Source organism: Stenotrophomonas sp. SAM-B, from assembly GCF_013387485.1.
Classification (GTDB): domain Bacteria; phylum Pseudomonadota; class Gammaproteobacteria; order Xanthomonadales; family Xanthomonadaceae; genus Stenotrophomonas; species Stenotrophomonas maltophilia_AA.
The window spans coordinates 268,570-284,938 of sequence record NZ_JABBXB010000004.1; the positions used below are offsets into that span (position 1 = coordinate 268,570).

The 16,369-nt window shown below is 68.4% G+C and carries 15 protein-coding genes; 13 read left to right on the plus strand and 2 right to left on the minus strand.

Going from position 1 to position 16,369, the window contains the following annotated elements:
* Positions 1-184: 184 nt before the first annotated feature.
* The 12 genes from HH110_RS11360 (at position 185) to pcaC (ending at position 11,972) form a co-directional block, all read left to right on the plus strand.
* Entirely contained in the window at positions 185-1,696 is a 1,512-nt protein-coding gene (locus tag HH110_RS11360) for a nitrous oxide reductase family maturation protein NosD (protein ID WP_176989765.1), read from the plus strand.
* Positions 1,697-1,716: 20 nt separating this feature from the next.
* Entirely contained in the window at positions 1,717-3,012 is a 1,296-nt protein-coding gene (locus tag HH110_RS11365) for a carbohydrate porin (RefSeq protein ID WP_176989766.1), read from the plus strand.
* Positions 3,012-3,863: a type I 3-dehydroquinate dehydratase gene (aroD, locus tag HH110_RS11370; protein WP_176989767.1), complete on the plus strand. Its 852-nt coding sequence runs from the start codon at positions 3,012-3,014 to the stop codon at positions 3,861-3,863. The genes HH110_RS11365 and aroD overlap by 1 nt, the downstream gene beginning before the upstream one ends.
* A 49-nt stretch (positions 3,864-3,912) precedes the next feature.
* A complete protein-coding gene (locus HH110_RS11375) occupies positions 3,913-5,232 on the plus strand; it encodes an MFS transporter (protein ID WP_176989768.1) in 1,320 nt (439 codons plus the stop codon).
* A 150-nt stretch (positions 5,233-5,382) separates the two neighbouring features.
* Positions 5,383-6,072 (plus strand): 3-oxoacid CoA-transferase subunit A, encoded by a 690-nt coding sequence (locus tag HH110_RS11380; RefSeq protein WP_176989769.1) that lies wholly within the window; start codon positions 5,383-5,385, stop codon positions 6,070-6,072.
* Positions 6,069-6,716: a 3-oxoacid CoA-transferase subunit B gene (locus HH110_RS11385; RefSeq protein ID WP_176989770.1), complete on the plus strand. Its 648-nt coding sequence runs from the start codon at positions 6,069-6,071 to the stop codon at positions 6,714-6,716. The genes HH110_RS11380 and HH110_RS11385 overlap by 4 nt, the downstream gene beginning before the upstream one ends.
* A gap of 7 nt (positions 6,717-6,723) precedes the next feature.
* The gene (gene pcaF / locus HH110_RS11390) at positions 6,724-7,932 is read left to right on the plus strand and encodes a 3-oxoadipyl-CoA thiolase (RefSeq protein ID WP_176989906.1); all 1,209 of its coding nucleotides are present in this window, start codon (positions 6,724-6,726) and stop codon (positions 7,930-7,932) included.
* Between the two features lie 106 nt (positions 7,933-8,038).
* Positions 8,039-8,749, plus strand: coding sequence for a protocatechuate 3,4-dioxygenase subunit beta (pcaH, locus tag HH110_RS11395; RefSeq protein ID WP_176989771.1), 711 nt, complete (start codon positions 8,039-8,041; stop codon positions 8,747-8,749).
* 4 nt (positions 8,750-8,753) lie between these two features.
* Positions 8,754-9,317, plus strand: a complete 564-nt coding sequence (pcaG, locus tag HH110_RS11400; protein WP_176989772.1) for a protocatechuate 3,4-dioxygenase subunit alpha — start codon at positions 8,754-8,756, stop codon at positions 9,315-9,317.
* 68 nt (positions 9,318-9,385) lie between these two features.
* Positions 9,386-10,738 (plus strand): 3-carboxy-cis,cis-muconate cycloisomerase, encoded by a 1,353-nt coding sequence (locus tag HH110_RS11405; RefSeq protein ID WP_176989773.1) that lies wholly within the window; start codon positions 9,386-9,388, stop codon positions 10,736-10,738.
* Between the two features lie 15 nt (positions 10,739-10,753).
* Complete coding sequence (pcaD, locus tag HH110_RS11410; protein WP_176989774.1) at positions 10,754-11,530, plus strand: 3-oxoadipate enol-lactonase; 777 nt, start codon at positions 10,754-10,756, stop codon at positions 11,528-11,530.
* Between the two features lie 49 nt (positions 11,531-11,579).
* Positions 11,580-11,972: a 4-carboxymuconolactone decarboxylase gene (gene pcaC / locus HH110_RS11415; RefSeq protein ID WP_176989775.1), complete on the plus strand. Its 393-nt coding sequence runs from the start codon at positions 11,580-11,582 to the stop codon at positions 11,970-11,972.
* A 94-nt stretch (positions 11,973-12,066) separates the two neighbouring features.
* On the opposite strand, the gene HH110_RS11420 is transcribed toward pcaC, so the two are convergent.
* Together HH110_RS11420 and HH110_RS11425 are read right to left on the minus strand one after the other, a co-directional pair.
* Positions 12,067-12,921, minus strand: coding sequence for an IclR family transcriptional regulator C-terminal domain-containing protein (locus tag HH110_RS11420; RefSeq protein WP_176989776.1), 855 nt, complete (start codon positions 12,919-12,921; stop codon positions 12,067-12,069).
* A 96-nt stretch (positions 12,922-13,017) separates the two neighbouring features.
* Positions 13,018-15,477: a membrane-bound PQQ-dependent dehydrogenase, glucose/quinate/shikimate family gene (locus HH110_RS11425; protein WP_176989777.1), complete on the minus strand. Its 2,460-nt coding sequence runs from the start codon at positions 15,475-15,477 to the stop codon at positions 13,018-13,020.
* A gap of 305 nt (positions 15,478-15,782) precedes the next feature.
* On the opposite strand from HH110_RS11425, the gene HH110_RS11430 reads away from it, so the two are divergent.
* Positions 15,783-16,319 (plus strand): adenine phosphoribosyltransferase, encoded by a 537-nt coding sequence (locus HH110_RS11430; RefSeq protein WP_176989778.1) that lies wholly within the window; start codon positions 15,783-15,785, stop codon positions 16,317-16,319.
* The last annotated feature ends 50 nt before the right edge of the window (positions 16,320-16,369 follow it).

Here is a 16,369-nt window from a genome sequence, read left to right on the forward strand (position 1 = left end):
GGACATTGTTCGATAATCGCACGCATAGTCGATAAACGCACTTGAATGGTGCAGTGCGATAAACCTACTTTCAATCCCGTTCCAAGCGATCCACCTCTGGCGGGCGAGGGCAGTGCCGAACCGGTACTGAAGCCAGGTGCAGGGGAAGACCGCAGGAGTTCCCTTCCCTGTGCGGAGTATGCGCATGCGTTGCCGTCTGTCTGTTGTGTCCCTGTCCCTGCTTGCCGTGCTGCCATCGCTGGCGCACGCCTTCCAGGCCGAGCCCGCGCGCACGTCGCTGGAGGTGCTCCGGGTCGAGCGCTATGCCGATGATGCCAACCCGGGCTCGCTGCGCTGGGCGATCAGCACCGCCAACCAGGCGCCGGGGCGCTACCGGATCGAGATCGCCGCGGTGGGCAACGCCCCCTACGTGATCCGTCCGGCCACGCCGCTGCCGGAGATCGTCGGGCCGGTGCAGATCGTCGGCACGCCGTGGGCGCGCGAAGGCCAGTACGTCGCCATCGACGGCTCGGCCTACGTCACCGGCACCGGGACCGATGCCTGCCCGGGGGCCGAACCCGGCCAGTCCGGCACCAATGTGCGTACCACCACGCTGCCGGGGCTGGTCCTGCGCGATACCCGCGGCGTCGAACTGACGGGGCTGGAGATCCGCAATTTCTGCATCGGCGTGCTGATCAACCGCAGCAGCCACAGCGAGATCCACGACAACCGCATCGTCGCCAACAAAGGCGGTGCCGGCATCATGCTCACCGGTGACGACGGCAAGGGCCAGTCCACCGCCACCACCACGGTGCACAACCGGATCGTGCGCAACCAGTTCGTGGACAACGGCGATGGGCTGGAGCTGACCCGCGGTGCGGCCTGGAACCTGGTGGCCGACAACCTGTTCCAGTCCACCGCCGCCAATCCCGAACCGTCGCAGGGCATCGAGATCCTGTGGGGCAATGACAACACCGTGGTGCGCAATCGCTTCGTCGATTACTCCGATGGCCTGCAGATCAACTGGGGCAACCGCAACTACATCGCGGCCAACACCTTCACCGGCAATTCGATCGGGCTGAGCATCACCGGGAGCGAAAACGTAGTGGATGGCAACACGATCACCGGCAATGGCATCGGCATCGCAGTGCGACCGCAGCCGGTCAGCGCACCGAACCGCTTCAGCGCCAACCGCATCTTCGACAACGGGCTGAAGATCGAGCGCTGTGAGGCCGGGGGTGCCTGCGCCCAGGGCCAGCCACGCGGCGCCATCGTATTCGGCGTGCCCGGGCTGGAACATGCGAACTTCGTCGGTTCGCGCGGGCGCGGGGTGGACAGCGATCCCGCCAAGCGCGCGCACATCTGCACCGCGCCGGGTCAGGCCGAGTGCCAGCCGGCCCCCAATCTCGGCCAGGCCGCGCCGACGTTGCGAGCGGTGCAGGGCAGCGGTGCGGCGCGCACGGTGCAGGGTGTCTTCCAGGGCGTGCCCGGCCAGCGCTATCGGCTGGAGGTCTTCGGCAACCGCGCCCCCCACGGTCGCGAAGCCGAACGCCTGCTCGGCACGGTCGAGGCGATCACCGATGCGCAGGGGCAGGGCCGGTTCACGCTGGCGTTGCCGGCCAACGGCGAGGCGGCCGACATCGCCACCGTGACCGCCACCGCGACCTCCGCGCTGGGCGCGACGTCGCCCCTCAGCGCGCCGCTGTCGCTGCGCTGATCCCCCTACGAGAGATGCCCATGGCTGCCCTGATCCGAACCTCCCTGTCCACGCTGGCCGCCGCTGCGCTGCTGTGCCCGGCGCTGGCCACCGCGCAGACCGCCAACCGCTACGACGCCACTACCCTTACCGGCGATTGGGGCGGCACCCGCACCGCGCTGGACGAACGCGGCATCCGCTTCCGCGGCGACTATGTCGGCGAAGCCATGGGCGTGGTCGACGGCGGTTACGGCCGTACCGGCGCGCGCTATGCCCAGCAGGTGCGCGTGGGCATCGATCTGGACATGGGTACGCTGGCCGGTTGGAGCGGCGGTGCGTTCCACGTCACGCTCAACGACCGTCGCGGCAACAGCACCTCGGCCGATCTGGTCGGCAACCGCTTCCCGATCCAGGAAGCCTACGGTGGCCAGTACACCCGCCTTACCGAAGCCAGCTACGACCAGACCTTCAACGCCGGCCAGTCGTATTTCAAGCTGGGCTACTACGCGATGGGTAATCAGTTCGGCCTGCACAGCCTGCTGACCCACTTCGTCAACGCGGCCTTCTGCGCGCATCCGCTGGCCATGTCCGGCAACAGCGGCTGGTACAACTACCCCACGGCACGCTGGGGCGGTGAAGTGGCCCAACAAGTGAGCCCGGCGTTGAACGTGCGCACCGGTTGGTTCCAGGTCAACCCGAACCTCGGCGGCAACATCGAACGCAATGCGCTCCGTCCGTTCGTGTCGGGCACCACCGGCTCGCTGTTCCCGCTGGAAGTAACCTGGACCCCGGACAAGGGCGGCACCCATCCGGGCGTGTACAAGTTCGGCGGCTACTACGACACCTCGCGGGTCAGCCAGCGTGGCCTGGATACCTCGCCGACCACGGGACGCCACGGCGCCTACCTGCTGGCCGAGCAGCGCCTGACCCGCGAAGCAGGTGATCCGCAGCGCGGGCTGACCGCGTTCGCGCAGTACATGGTGTCCGACACCGATACCGCGCAGATCCGCCGCTGGTACGCGCTGGGCGGCGTCTACCAGGGCATCGGCTCGCGCGCGCAGGACAGCATCGCGCTGGGGTACGTCGGTGCGGACATCAACCGCCGCCTGGTCGATGCGCGCCGCGCCGATCTCGTCGGCATGGGCGTGCCGGGCGATTCGCCGCTGTACCAGCTCAGCCAGGCCGAGGAACTGTTCGAACTGTCCTACAGCATCCAGGTCACCCCCTGGCTGATGATCCGCCCGGACGTGCAGTACATCGTCAATCCCGGCACGTTCGCCTATACCCGCACCGACAACGCCTGGGCGTTGGGTGTACAGACCAAGGTCACCTTCTGATGCGCGCACTCACTCCCTATCTGTTGGCCGCCGTGCTGGGCGGCGTGGCATCCGTCGCGCAGGCCGCCCCGCCGGCGGTGACGCCATTGCAGGTCGGTGCGCTGCGCATCGGCGAAGGCGCGCCGCGCACCATCGTGCCGATCACCGGCGCCACCGCCGAGCTCGCGCTTCAGCAGGCCACCGCGATCGCCGCCAGCCCGTCGACCGATCTGGCCGAATGGCGCATCGATTACCTGGACATCGCCACCGACGGCAAGGCGCTGGTCGCGCTCGGCAAGCGCATCGCGCGCACGCTGGACGGCAAGCCGATGATCGTCACCTTCCGCACCCAGGCCGAAGGCGGCAGCAAGCCCATCCGCGATGCGGACTATGCGGCGCTGTACACCATGCTGCTGCGCGGTGGCTTCGCCCAGTTGATCGACGTGGAGATGTTCCGCGATCCCACCCTTGTGGCGTCACTGGTCGCGCAGGCGCACAAGGCCGGGGTCAAGGTGGTGATGTCCAGCCATGACTTCCATGCCACGCCCGCGCGCGAGGAGATCATCGCGCGGCTGCTGCGGCAGGACGCGATGGGCGCGGATGTGCTGAAGATCGCGGTTATGCCGCAGGACGCCGGCGATGTGCTGACGCTGCTGGATGCCACCTGGCAGGTGCGCCAGCGCAGCAGCAAGCCGCTGTTGACCATGTCCATGGGCGGCACCGGCGTGGTCTCGCGGCTGGCCGGTGAAACCTTCGGCCAGGCGCTGACCTTCGGCATGATCGGCACGCCCTCGGCGCCGGGCCAGGTCGAGGTCGAGCAGCTGCAGTCGGTGCTCCAGGTCATCCACGCTTCCAGCCAGGCCGGTCGTTGAGACCTCCCCGCCGGACGCCTTCCGCACCACGTCGTCGCAGGATCCTTGTATGAGCCATGCCACCGCCTCCGCTTCCCCGCTCGTGCTCGAGCGGATGAGTCCCTTCCAGTGGACCGCCATCGCGATCTGCGTGCTGTTGAACATGCTTGATGGCTTCGATGTGATGGTGATGGCGTTCACCGCGCCGCACGTATCGGCCGACTGGGGGCTGTCGGGCAAGGTACTGGGCATCATGCTGAGTGCCGGCCTGGTGGGAATGGCGCTGGGCTCGTTCCTGCTCGCACCGCTGGCCGACCGCTGGGGTCGCCGGCCGATGATCATGCTCTGCCTGGTGATCCTGACCGTGGGCATGGCTGCATCCGCGCTGGCCGCCAACGCCTGGCAGCTCGCCGCACTGCGTGTGTTCACCGGCATCGGCATCGGCGGCATGCTGGCCGGGGTAGGGGTGATCACGGCCGAGTATGCCAATGCGAAATGGCGCAGCACGGCGGTGGCGATGCAGGCGACCGGGTACCCCATCGGGGCCACGCTCGGCGGCCTGCTGGCCGCGTGGATGCTGGAGCACTTCAGCTGGCACAGCGTGTTCCTGATCGGTGCCGGTGCATCGCTGCTGTGCATTCCGCTGGTGATGGCCTGCCTGCCCGAATCGCTGGATTTCCTGGTCGCGCGTCGGCCGAAGGATGCGCTGCCGCGGCTGAATGCGCTGCTGGCACGCATGCGGATGCCGACCCTGCAGGCCTTGCCGCCGGTGCCCGTGCGTGCCGATGGGCGCAAGGGCTATGCGGCGCTGTTCGTCGGCGATCTGCGGCGGGTGGCGGTGCTGATCGCGATGGCGTTCTTCCTGCACATGTTCGCGTTCTATTTCGTGCTGAGCTGGACGCCGAAACTGCTGGTGTCCGCCGGCGTCTCGGCGCAGCAGGGCATCACCGGCGGGGTGCTGCTCAACCTCGGTGGCATCGTCGGCGGCAGTCTGTTCGGCTGGCTCGCCTCGCGCTGGGCGCTGTCGCGGCTGACCGCCGCCAGCCTGGTGCTGGCCATGCTGGCGATGCTGTTGTTCGCCGGCTTCAACACCCGCCTGGAGATCGCCTTCCCGATCGCCTTCGTGATCGGCGCAGCGTTGTTCGGGGCGATGGCCGGCCTGTATGCCGCCGCGCCGGTGGTGTTCGCCGCGGACGTGCGCACCACCGGGCTCGGCTGGGCGATCGGGATCGGGCGCGTCGGCGCGATTCTCTCGCCGTTGAGCGTGGGCCTGCTGGTCGATGCGGGTTGGTCGCCAGCGGCGCTGTACGTGCTGTGCGCGCTGCCGCTGGCCCTCGCCGCGTGGGCCTGCCTGGGGCTGCGCGTCGGCGTGGGCCAGACGCGTACCTGAGCCCGGAAGGAGAATCACAATGATGTGCGATTATCGAATCAAGTGGCCGAATATCGGATTGACCGTGCGCGCTGCGCTGCGCACCATTGTCCTTTCCAGAGTCTTCCCGCACGTGGCCGCGCATCGCAATGCGTGGCAAGGAGCAATGCAGTGATCGACAAGACCGTGGCCAGCGCTGACGCAGCGGTGGCCGATATCCACGACGGCGCCACGGTGATGATCGGCGGGTTCGGTACCGCCGGCATGCCTGACGCGCTGATCGATGCCCTGATCGCGCAGGGCGCGCGCGGGATGACCATCATCAACAACAACGCCGGCAACGGTGACAGCGGGCTGGCCGCACTGATCAGGCACAAGCGCGTGCGCCGCATCATCTGTTCGTTCCCGCGCCAGGCCGACTCGCAGCATTTCGACGCGGCCTACCGCGCCGGCGAGATCGAACTGGAACTGGTGCCGCAGGGCAATCTGGCCGCGCGCATCCATGCGGCCGGCTCGGGGTTGGGTGCGATCTTCACCCCGACCGGCTATGGCACCGAGCTGGCGCAGGGCAAGGAAACCCGCGAGATCGATGGCCGCCATTACGTGCTCGAGTACCCGCTGCATGCTGACTTCGCGCTGATCAAGGCCCACCACGGCGACCGCTGGGGCAACCTGGTCTACCGCAAGACCGCACGCAATTTCGGTCCGCTGATGGCGATGGCCGCGCGCTGTGCGATCGTGCAGGTGGCGTCGGTCGTGCCACTCGGTGAACTCGACCCCGAGGCGGTGGTGACCCCGGGCATCTTCGTGCAGCGGGTGGTCGAACTGCCCGCGTCCACCGCTGCAGGAGACCGCGCATGAACCGCCTCAGCCGCGAACAGATGGCCGCGCGCGTCGCGCGTGACATCCCCGAAGGTGCCTACGTCAATCTCGGCATCGGGCTGCCGACCACGGTGGCCAACTTCCTGCCGGCCGACAAGGAGATCTTCCTGCAGTCGGAGAATGGCCTGCTCGGCATGGGCCCGGCGCCTGCACCCGGCGAGGAGGATCCGGACCTGATCAACGCCGGCAAGCAGCCGGTGACCCTGCTGACCGGTGGTTGCTATTTCCACCATGCCGATTCGTTCGCGATGATGCGTGGCGGACACCTGGACATCTGCGTGCTCGGCGCGTTCCAGGTATCGACGCAGGGCGACCTGGCCAACTGGAGCACCGGTGCCGCCGATGCGATTCCGGCGGTAGGGGGTGCGATGGATCTGGCGATCGGCGCGAAGCAGGTCTTCGTGATGATGGACCTGCTGACCAAGCAGGGGCAGAGCAAGCTGGTGGCCGAATGCAGCTATCCGCTGACCGGCCTGCGCTGCGTCTCGCGGGTCTATACCGATGTCGCCGTGTTCGACCTGGGCAAGGACGGCGCGACCGTGCTGGAGATGGTCGACGGGGTGACGCTGGCGAAGCTGAGCGAGCTGACCGGCCTGCCGCTGCAGATGAGTGAAGGAGCCTGACATGAGCCTGCAGGACATCTATATCGTCGATGGTATCCGAACCCCGATCGGCCGCTATGCCGGGGCGCTCTCCGGCATCCGTGCCGACGACCTGGGCGCGCTCCCGATCAAGGCGCTGCTGGCGCGTCATCCGCAGCTGGACCCGGCGCTGATCGAGGAGGTGTACCTGGGCTGCGCCAACCAAGCCGGCGAAGACAACCGCAACGTGGCGCGGATGAGCCTGCTGCTGGCCGGCCTGCCGGTCAGCGTGCCGGGCAGCACCGTCAACCGGTTGTGTGGCTCGGGCCTGGATGCGATCGGCACGGTGGCCCGCGGTATCGCCGCTGGCGAGCTCGGGCTGGCCATCGCCGGCGGGGTCGAATCAATGTCGCGCGCGCCGCTGGTGATGGGCAAGCCGGGTGCCGCGTTCGCGCGGGATCAGAGCCTGGAAGACACCACCATGGGCTGGCGCTTCATCAACCCGCGTTTGCGCGAGCTGCACGGCGTGGAAACCATGGGACAGACCGCGGAAAATGTCGCCGAGCGCTACGCGATTTCGCGCGAGGACCAAGATGCATTCGCGCTGCGCAGCCAGCAGCGCACCGCCGCGGCCCAGCAGCGCGGGTTCTTCGAGGGCGAGATCGTCGCGGTCGACGCGCCGGGTCGCAAACGTGGCGAAAGCGTGCGCGTGGCGCACGACGAACACCCGCGTGCCGATACCACGATCGAGGCGCTGAGCAGGCTGAAACCCCTGTTCCGCCAGCCCGGTACCGTCACCGCCGGCAATGCCTCGGGCATCAACGATGGGGCCGCGGCGCTGCTGCTGGCGTCCGGTACGCAGGTGGAGGCGCTGGGGCTGACGCCGCGTGCGCGCATCCTCGGCTTTGCCAGTGCCGGCGTGGAGCCGGCGATCATGGGCATGGGCCCGGTCCCGGCCACTCGCCGCCTGCTGAGCCGGCTCGGGCTGGGCATCGCCGATTTCGACGCGATCGAGCTCAACGAGGCGTTCGCCTCGCAGGGGCTGGCCTGCCTGCGTGAGTTCGGGCTCCCCGACGATGCGGCGCACGTCAACGCCAACGGCGGCGCCATCGCGATCGGTCATCCGCTTGGCATGAGCGGCGCGAGGCTCGCACTCACGCTGCTGCGCCAGCTGGAGGCCAGCGGCGGCCGACGCGGCCTGGCCACCATGTGCATCGGTGTCGGCCAGGGCGTGGCGCTGGCGATCGAGCGCGTCTGAATCCGTCTTCCTTTCCTACGCTTCACGGCCGCTGTCGCCTCCGCATGGCAGCGTGCCGTAGCACCACAGCCGCGGTCTTCCGGCCGCCCGCCAATCGGAGTACGCCATGAGCGATCCTACTGACCTGCGCGGTTACCGCAGGCCATATCCCGGCACCCAGCCGGACCGCATCCACCTGCCGTATGCGTCCACGCGCCTGCGCGGCCCGGGCCGCGATCCGATCCGGATGCCGGCCACGTTGTCCGAAGTGACCGGGCCCACCCTGGACCGCATCACCCTGGGCAAGCACGCGGCCGATCTGACGGCTGGTTTCAAGGGCCAGCCGCTGGGCGAGCGCATCGTGGTCAGCGGCCGGGTGCTGGATGAGAACGGCCGCCCCGTCCGCAACCGCGTGGTCGAGGTGTGGCAGTGCAACGCCGCCGGCCGCTACCTGCACAAAGGCGATCAGCACAATGCGCCGCTGGACCCCAACTTCGCCGGCACCGGTCAGGTGCTTACCGATGAGCACGGCCGTTACCGTTTCACCACGATCAAGCCGGGTGCGTATCCGTGGCGCAACCACTTCAACGCATGGCGGCCGGCGCATATCCATTTCTCGCTGCATGGCGAGGGCATCGGCCAACGTCTGGTCACGCAGATGTACTTCCCCGGCGATCCGCTGCTGGAGTTCGACCCGATCTACAACTGCGTGGACGATGCCAAGGCCCGCGCGCGCATGGTGTCTTCGTTCGACTGGGAGACCACCGAGAACGAGTTCGCGCTGGGCTATCGTTTCGACATCGTCTTGCGTGGCCGCAAGATGACCGTGTGGGAGTAAGCAGATGAGTTTCCAATCCACTCCGTGGCAAACCGTGGGCCCGTACTACCGGCTGGGCCTGGAGCCGCTGTACCGCACCGACATCGCACCGGCACAGGCGCAGGGTGAACGCGTGCAGATCCAAGGGCAGGTATTCGACGGCCTGGGCGTACCGGTCTCCGATGCCGTGCTGGAGATCTGGCAGGCCGATGCGCAGGGCATCTATGCACACCCGGAAGACCCGCGGCACGCCGACCACGATCCGGCGTTCGACGGATGGGGCAGGGTGCCGACCGATGAGCACGGCCGCTTCGCGTTCACCACCGTGCGCCCGGGCAGCGTGGCAGGGCCCAGCGGGCAGGCGCAGGCGCCGCACCTGATGGTGCTGGTCTTCATGCGCGGCCTGCTGCGCGCGGCCAGTGCGCGGCTGTATTTCAGCGATGGGCCCGATAATGCTGACGATCCGATCCTGGCGCTGGTGCCGGCCGAGCGCCGCTCCACCCTCATCGCACAGGCGCAGGGCAATGGCCTGTACCACTGGGACGTGCGCATGCAGGGTGAACTGGAAACCGTCTTCTTCGATTACTGATGCTGGCGTGCACTTCGCGCCGACCGGGCGCGGGTAAGCTGGCTCCTCCTTTGGAAGGATGGCGCGTGATGAGCGATTCCTGTTCCCTGCTCGGTGGCCTGTTCGGTGCGCCGGAGGTCGATGCGGTGTTCACCGACACCGCACGACTGCAGGCGATGCTCGACGTCGAAGCCGCGCTCGCGCGGGCGCAGGTGCGCTGTGCGGTGATTCCTGCCGACGCGCTGGGCCCGATCGAAGCCGCGTGCCGGGTCGGGCTGTATGACGTATCTGCGCTGGGGCGTGCAACCGCGCTGGCCGGCAATCCGGCCATCCCACTGGTCAAGGCGCTGACCGCCCAGGTCGCGCGGGACAGCGCCGAGGCCGCACGGTGGGTGCATTGGGGCGCGACCAGCCAGGACATCATCGATACCGGCGCGGTGCTGCAGCTGCGTACCGCATCGGGGTGGGTGCAGGATCGCCTGCGCCTGCTGTGCGATGCCCTGGCCGCGTTGGCCGATGCCGAACGCGATACCGGCCTGCCCGGGCGCACGCTGCTGCAGCAGGCGGTGCCGGTGACCTTCGGCCTGAAGGCCGCCGGCTGGCTCGACGCATTGCAGCGCAGTCAGCGCCGCCTGCAGGCGTTGCGTGCGGATACGCTGGTGCTGCAGTTCGGCGGTGCCGCGGGGACGCTGGCGTCGCTGCAGACGCGCGGCCTGGACGTGGCCCAGGCCTTGGGCGAAGAGCTCCAGTTGCCGGTGCCGGCACTGCCCTGGCACACCGCACGCGATCGCGTTGCCGAATTCGGCAGCGTGTTCGCCCTGTTGACCGGTACGCTGGGCAAGATCGCCACCGATATCGTGCTGCTGATGCAGTCGGAAGTGGCCGAGGCGTTCGAGCCGGCCGGTGAGGGCAAGGGCGGTTCCTCCGCCATGCCGCACAAGCGCAACCCGGTCGGCTGCGTGGCAGCGATCGCCGCGGCCAGCCGGGTGCCGGGCTTGTTGTCCACGTTGTTCGTGTCGATGCCGCAGCCGCACGAGCGCGCCGCAGGGCAGTGGCATGCCGAGTGGGAAACCGTGCCGGAGATCGTGCGCCTGTGCGCCGGCAGCCTGGCCCAGGTGACCGTGGTGGTGCAGGGCCTGCAGCTTGACCGTGCGCGCATGCAGGATCACCTGGACAGTCATGGTGGCCTGCTCTACGCCGAGGCGGTGGCCGTGACCCTGGCCGAGACGCTGGGCAAGTCGGCTGCGCATGCGCTGGTGGAACAGGCCGCGCGCGAGGCGCTGGCGCAGTCGCGGCACCTGCGCGAGGTGCTGGCGCAGATGCCCGAGGTCACCGCGCAGCTGTCCCGCCCACAATTGGATGCCCTGTTCGCGCCAGACAGCTGGCGTGGCATGGCCGATACCTGGATCGACCGCGTGCTGGCGCAGCGCGGCTCCCCCTGATGTCTGGAGTGTTGCATGCCGTTTCTTGAGCTGGAGTCGCACCGCCTGCATCACCGCATCGACGGGCCGGTCGGTGCGCCGTGGCTGACGTTCTGCAATTCGCTGGGCACCGACCTGCACATGTGGGACCGGCAGGTCGACGCGCTGTCGGCGACGTTCCGCATCCTGCGCTACGACCGCCGTGGGCATGGCCAGTCCAGCGCGCCGCCGGGTGGGTACAGCGTGGCGGAGCTGGGCGCGGACGTACTCGCGCTGTGGGACCACCTGGGCGTGGAGCGCAGCCATTTCTGCGGGCTCTCCATCGGCGGGCTGACCGGGCAGTGGCTGGGCGTGCACGCCGGTGCGCGCCTGCAGACCCTGACCGTGGCCGCCACGGCCGCGAAGATCGGCACAGTGGAAAACTGGAATGCGCGCATCGCCCAGGTGCAACGCGACGGCCTGCTGCCGCTGCGCGAGGGGACGGCCGAGCGCTGGTTCACCCCGGCCTTCGCCCAGGCGCAGCCCGCCGTGGTGGAGGACATCCTGCAGCGTTTCGTCGCCACCTGCGTGACCGGTTACATCGGCTGCTGCCATGCCGTGGCCACGGCGGACTTCCGCGACCTGTTGGGACGCATTATGGTGCCGACCCTGGCGATCGCCGGCGACGACGATCCGGTATGCCCTCCGGCGGATCTCGATGCCATCGCGCAGGGCGTGGCCGATGGCCGCTCCATCGCGGTGCCTGGGCGCCACATCTGCAACATCGAATCCGCCGACGCATTCACCGCAGCGCTCGTCGCCCACCTTCGCTGACCGGCCCGCGCGGGTCGGTACGCCTCTTCCTCAGAACGAGTACCCCACAATGGACGAACAGGAACGATACGAAGCCGGCCTCGCCGTACGCCGCGCCGTGCTCGGCGAAGCGCACGTGGAGCGTTCGCTGCAGGCACGCACCGATTTCACCGAGGAGTTTCAGGCCTTCATCACGCGCACCGCCTGGGGCACGGTCTGGACGCGTGATGGCTTGCCGCGGCATACGCGCTCGCTGTTGACCATCGTGATGATGGTGGCGCTGGGCCACGACGAAGAGTTCAAGCTGCACATCCGCGCCGCCCGCAACAACGGCGTCACCCCGGAGGAGATCAAGGAAGCGCTGCTGCAGGCCGCGATCTACTGCGGCGTGCCCGCCGCCAACCACGCCTTCGCACTGGCCAAGCCGATCCTCGAAGAGCAGGCCGGCAAACAGGCCGGCTGACCGGATCGCCGGCCACCAACGCCATCGCCGCCCACCAACGCACAGGTAGTGCCGGCCGCTGGCCGGCAACCCGACAACGCCGGGCAACCTCGCTTCAGTGCAGCAGGTTGCCCAAGCGCTGTGCCGCTTCGCGCAGCCGCGGCAGCAGCTGCGACTGCATCACGCCCAGGCTGATCCGTCCGGCCTGGGTGCCGATATTGAGCGCTCCCACCACGGTGCCATTGCGCGCATGCACCGGCACCGCGATCGAGCGCAGCCCGATCTCCAGCTCCTGGTCCACCAGTGAGACGCCTTCGCGGCGCACGCGATCCAGCATGTCGAGGAAGTCCTCCATGCGGGTCACGGTACGCTCGGTACGCGGACGCAGCGGATTGCGTTCCAGGTAACTTTCCAGCGTGTCGCGCGGCAACGCTGCCAGCAGCACGCGGCCCATCGAGGTGCAGTACGCCGGCAGGCGGCTGCCGGCACGCAGGCCGATCGACATGATCCGCACGGTTTCGGCGCGGGCCACATACAGCACGTCGTCACCGTCGAGCACGCCCAGCGAGCAGGATTCATGCACATCGTCGCGCAGTGCATCCAGTACCGGCTGGGCGGCGGCGGTCATCGACGAAGAGGCAACGTAGGCGCCACCGATGCCAAGCACGCGCGGCAGCAGGACGAAGCCACGGCCCTGTTCGCCCACGTAGCCCAGCTTCTCCAGCGTGTACAGCACACGCCGTACGGCCGCGCGGGAGATGCCGGTCTCGGTGCTGATCTGGGACATCGTCACTTCGCGCGGGTGCTGTGAAAACACACTCAGCACCACCAGGCCACGGCCAAGGGACGTCATGAAATCCGGATCGCCCTGGTTGTCCTGGATCTGCTGCATCAGCTCGTGGCTGAGCCCGCGATCCTGCGGTGGGGCAGGGGCGCGCTTGGGACGACGGCTGGGAGGTGCGGCAGACATGGCGGTGGTTCGTGCTCGGTGATCGTGCATGGTAAGGGCTGCACGCGGCGAAGCGAAGCCGCCGCGCCACGGTCGGTGGACCGTGGCGCACGGGCCTCAGCGCGTCGTCGGCAGCGCGTAGGCGATCACGTAGTCACCGCGATCCGGCGACTGGCGTGCACCGCCGGCCGAAATCACCACGTACTGGCGACCGGTTTTCGGCGACACATAGGTGATCGGCGTGCCCTGGCTGCCCACCGGCATGCGTGCTTTCCACACTTCTTCGCCGGTGCGGCTGTCGAAGGCGCGCAGGTAGTAGTCCTGGGTACCGGCGAAGAACAGCAGGCCCGATTGCGTGGCCAGTGAGCCGCCCAGGGTCGGCATGCCGATCGGAATCGGCAGGCCCATCTTGATGCCCATCGGGCCGGTGTCCTTCACCGTACCGACCGGCACCTGCCACACCAGTTCGTGGGTGGCCAGGTTGATCGCCGACATCGTGCCGAACGGCGGTTGCTGGCACGGGATGCCCAGCTTGGACAGGAAGCGATCACGCAGCGAGCCGTATGGCGTGCCGGTCTGCGAGGCCGCGCCCATCTCCACGCCGCCCGCGCCTTCGGTCATTTCCGCGCGCGGAATGAGCTTGGTCCACAGGCCCAGGCGCATGTCGTTGACGAACAGGTAGCCGGTGGTCGGATCCACCGAGGCGCTGCCCCAGTTCATGCCGCCCAGCGACCCGGGCCACTGCAGGGCGAGGTCTTCGCCCGGCGGCGTGAACATGCCCTCGTAACGGAAGCCCTTGAACTGGATGCGGCACAGCATCTGATCGATCGGGGTGGCGCCCCACATGTCCGATTCGGTCAGCGTCTGCGCACCGATCTGCGGCAGGCCGACCGACAGGCGCTGCGTCGGCGAATAACGCTCACCATCGGCCTTGCCCTGCGGCGCCTTGATGTCGCGCACCTCGGTGATCGGCTGACCGGTGGCGCGGTTGAGCATGAACACCTGGCCGGCCTTGGTGATCTGCAGCAGGGCGGGGAGAGTGCCGCCCTTGCCATCGGGCACATCGGTCAGGGTCGGCTGTGCGGGCAGGTCGTAATCCCACAGATCGTGATGCACGGTCTGGTACACCCAGCGCTCTTTGCCGGTGGCCACATCCAGGGCCACCACCGCCGAGCTGTACTTGTCATCCTGCGGGGTCCGTTCGCCGGCCCACTGGTCCGGCGTGGTGTTGCCGGTGGGCAGATAGACCAGGCCCAGCTGCGGGTCATAGGCCATCGAGGTCCACACGTTCGGTGTGGCCCGGGTGTAATGGATCGAGGGATCCAGCGGCACGTCCGGGGTCTCCTTGGAGAGGTCCCAGACCCATGCGAGTGCACCGGTGCGCACGTTGTAGGCGCGCACCACGCCGGACGGCTCACCGACCTCGATGTTGTCGGCCACGCGGCCGCCCACGATCACCAGCTCACCGGCCACCAGCGGCGCGGCAGTGAGGGTGTAGAACCCGGGCTTGATCTCGCCCATGCCGCGCTTGAGGTCGACCACGCCGTTGTCGCCGAAGTCGGCGCAGGGCGCGCCGGTGGTGGCATCGAGTGCGAACAGGCGGGCATCAATGGAGGTCATCAGGATACGCTTTTCGCAGATCGCCGGCGCGGTGCCCGCCAAGGCGGCGGCCGGTGCTTCTGGTGCGGCAGGAGCCGACGATGCGGAAGGAGCCGTCGCTGCGGCAGCGGCTACAGTGGGCACGCCGTTCAAGGGCAGCGTGGCGTCGAAGTAGCCCAGGCCCCGGCAGCGCTGCCAGTTCGGTGCGGTCGCCTTGGGATCGAAAGCCCAGCGCTGCTGGCCGCTGTCCACGTCCATCGCGATCACCCGGTTGTGGGGCGTGCACAGATACAGGGTCTGCCCGATCTGCAACGGCGTGAGCTGGTCTTCGGCACCAAACCCATCGCTCTTCGGTACATCGCCGGTGTGTGCGGTCCAGGCGACCTGCAGCTGCGCCACATTGGCCGGGGTGATCTGGTCCAGCGCGGCGAAGCGGGTGCCCGCAGTGGTATTGCCCCAATGCATCCAGTCGCGTTGTTCGCTGCCTTTGGCGACCGGTACCACGGCCGGTCGCGCGCCCTGCGCGGTGACGACCGGGCGCGGCTGGAAGGCGGAGACCGCCGTGCCGAGCAGCCCGACCAGCAGCAGTGCCGCAACGGCATATGCGGAGCGCCCGGCGGGTTCGCCGCGGCTGCGCTTGAGCACCGGCCAGGCCAGCGCCACCAGCATCGCCAGTACGGCAGGCATCACCAGTCGCGAGACCAGCGGCCAGAAGGCCAGGCCGGCATCGGCCAGCGCCCACACCACCGTGCCGATGAACGCCACGCCATACAGCCCCGCGCCAAGCGGTCGCTGCAGGACCAGCAGCAGGCCGGCCAGCAGTGATGCACCGCCCATCAGCAGGAAGTACCAGCTGCCGCCGAGCTGGATCAGGCGGATGCCGCCTACCAGCAGCGCCAGGCCGAACAGCATCACCAGGATGCCAAGAAGGACCACCAGAGTGCGGCCGAAGGCCGACCGTTTCGTGTTCTCGTCCACGTTGCATGAACCTCTACAGGAAATCCGATGCCGGCCGGCACCGGTCAGGCCCGCGCGCGCCGTGCGTGGCGGGGACCGTTGGTCGTGTCATCCCGTGTCCCTGGCCGTGACCAGGCGCGCAGGACGCTTCGCTGCTTATCGCGGAAGCGGGGTGAACAACCAGTTAGGGCGATTATCGCACGAGTGTGCGAATTCGAGGTGAGCGGACGACGCCACCGCTGGAACGCAGCGATGCCGTGACGCCGGGGCCCGGCAGCTCCCGGCCGAAGCGTTTACCCTATGCCACCCTGTTCGTTTCCAGACCCATGACCGAGTCTTCCGCCACGCCCGCCTGGGCCGGCCGCCTGCGCGACATCGCCGATTTCCCCAAGCCGGGCATCCTGTTCAAGGACATCATGCCGCTGCTCGCCGATGGTCCGGATTTCGCGGCGGCCATCGATGCGATGGTCGCGCCGTGGCGCGATGCCAACCTGCAGGCGGTGATGGGCATCGAATCGCGCGGCTTCATCCTGGGCGCGGCCATGGCGCGGGTGCTGGGCGTGGGCTTCGTGCCGGTACGCAAGCCGGGCAAGCTGCCGGGCAAGGTGCTGCGCCAGGACTACACCCTGGAATACCGTACGGACAGCATTGAAGTGCACGCCGATGCCTTGCCGGCCGGCGCGCGCGTGCTGGTGATCGACGACGTGCTGGCCACGGGCGGCACCCTGCTGGCCGCGTTGTCGCTGGCCCGTCAGCTGCAGGTCGAGGTGGTCGGTGCGGCCGTGCTGGTGGAACTGGCAGGCCTCGGCGGCCGCGAACGCTGGACGAGTGACGTCCCACTGCTGGCCAACCTGGTCTATTGATCGCGGAATCCGCGGTGACCCGGCCGCGTCGGGTAGTGCCGGCCGCTGGC

Coding starts and splice junctions, on each gene's coding strand:
- HH110_RS11360 (WP_176989765.1), top strand. CDS start 185: ATGCGTTGCCGTCTGTCTGTTGTGTCCCTGTCCCTGCTTGCCGTGCTG.
- HH110_RS11365 (WP_176989766.1), top strand. CDS start 1,717: ATGGCTGCCCTGATCCGAACCTCCCTGTCCACGCTGGCCGCCGCTGCG.
- aroD (WP_176989767.1), top strand. CDS start 3,012: ATGCGCGCACTCACTCCCTATCTGTTGGCCGCCGTGCTGGGCGGCGTG.
- HH110_RS11375 (WP_176989768.1), top strand. CDS start 3,913: ATGAGCCATGCCACCGCCTCCGCTTCCCCGCTCGTGCTCGAGCGGATG.
- HH110_RS11385 (WP_176989770.1), top strand. CDS start 6,069: ATGAACCGCCTCAGCCGCGAACAGATGGCCGCGCGCGTCGCGCGTGAC.
- pcaH (WP_176989771.1), top strand. CDS start 8,039: ATGAGCGATCCTACTGACCTGCGCGGTTACCGCAGGCCATATCCCGGC.
- pcaG (WP_176989772.1), top strand. CDS start 8,754: ATGAGTTTCCAATCCACTCCGTGGCAAACCGTGGGCCCGTACTACCGG.
- HH110_RS11405 (WP_176989773.1), top strand. CDS start 9,386: ATGAGCGATTCCTGTTCCCTGCTCGGTGGCCTGTTCGGTGCGCCGGAG.
- pcaD (WP_176989774.1), top strand. CDS start 10,754: ATGCCGTTTCTTGAGCTGGAGTCGCACCGCCTGCATCACCGCATCGAC.
- pcaC (WP_176989775.1), top strand. CDS start 11,580: ATGGACGAACAGGAACGATACGAAGCCGGCCTCGCCGTACGCCGCGCC.
- HH110_RS11420 (WP_176989776.1), bottom strand. CDS start 12,921: ATGTCTGCCGCACCTCCCAGCCGTCGTCCCAAGCGCGCCCCTGCCCCA.
- HH110_RS11430 (WP_176989778.1), top strand. CDS start 15,783: ATGACCGAGTCTTCCGCCACGCCCGCCTGGGCCGGCCGCCTGCGCGAC.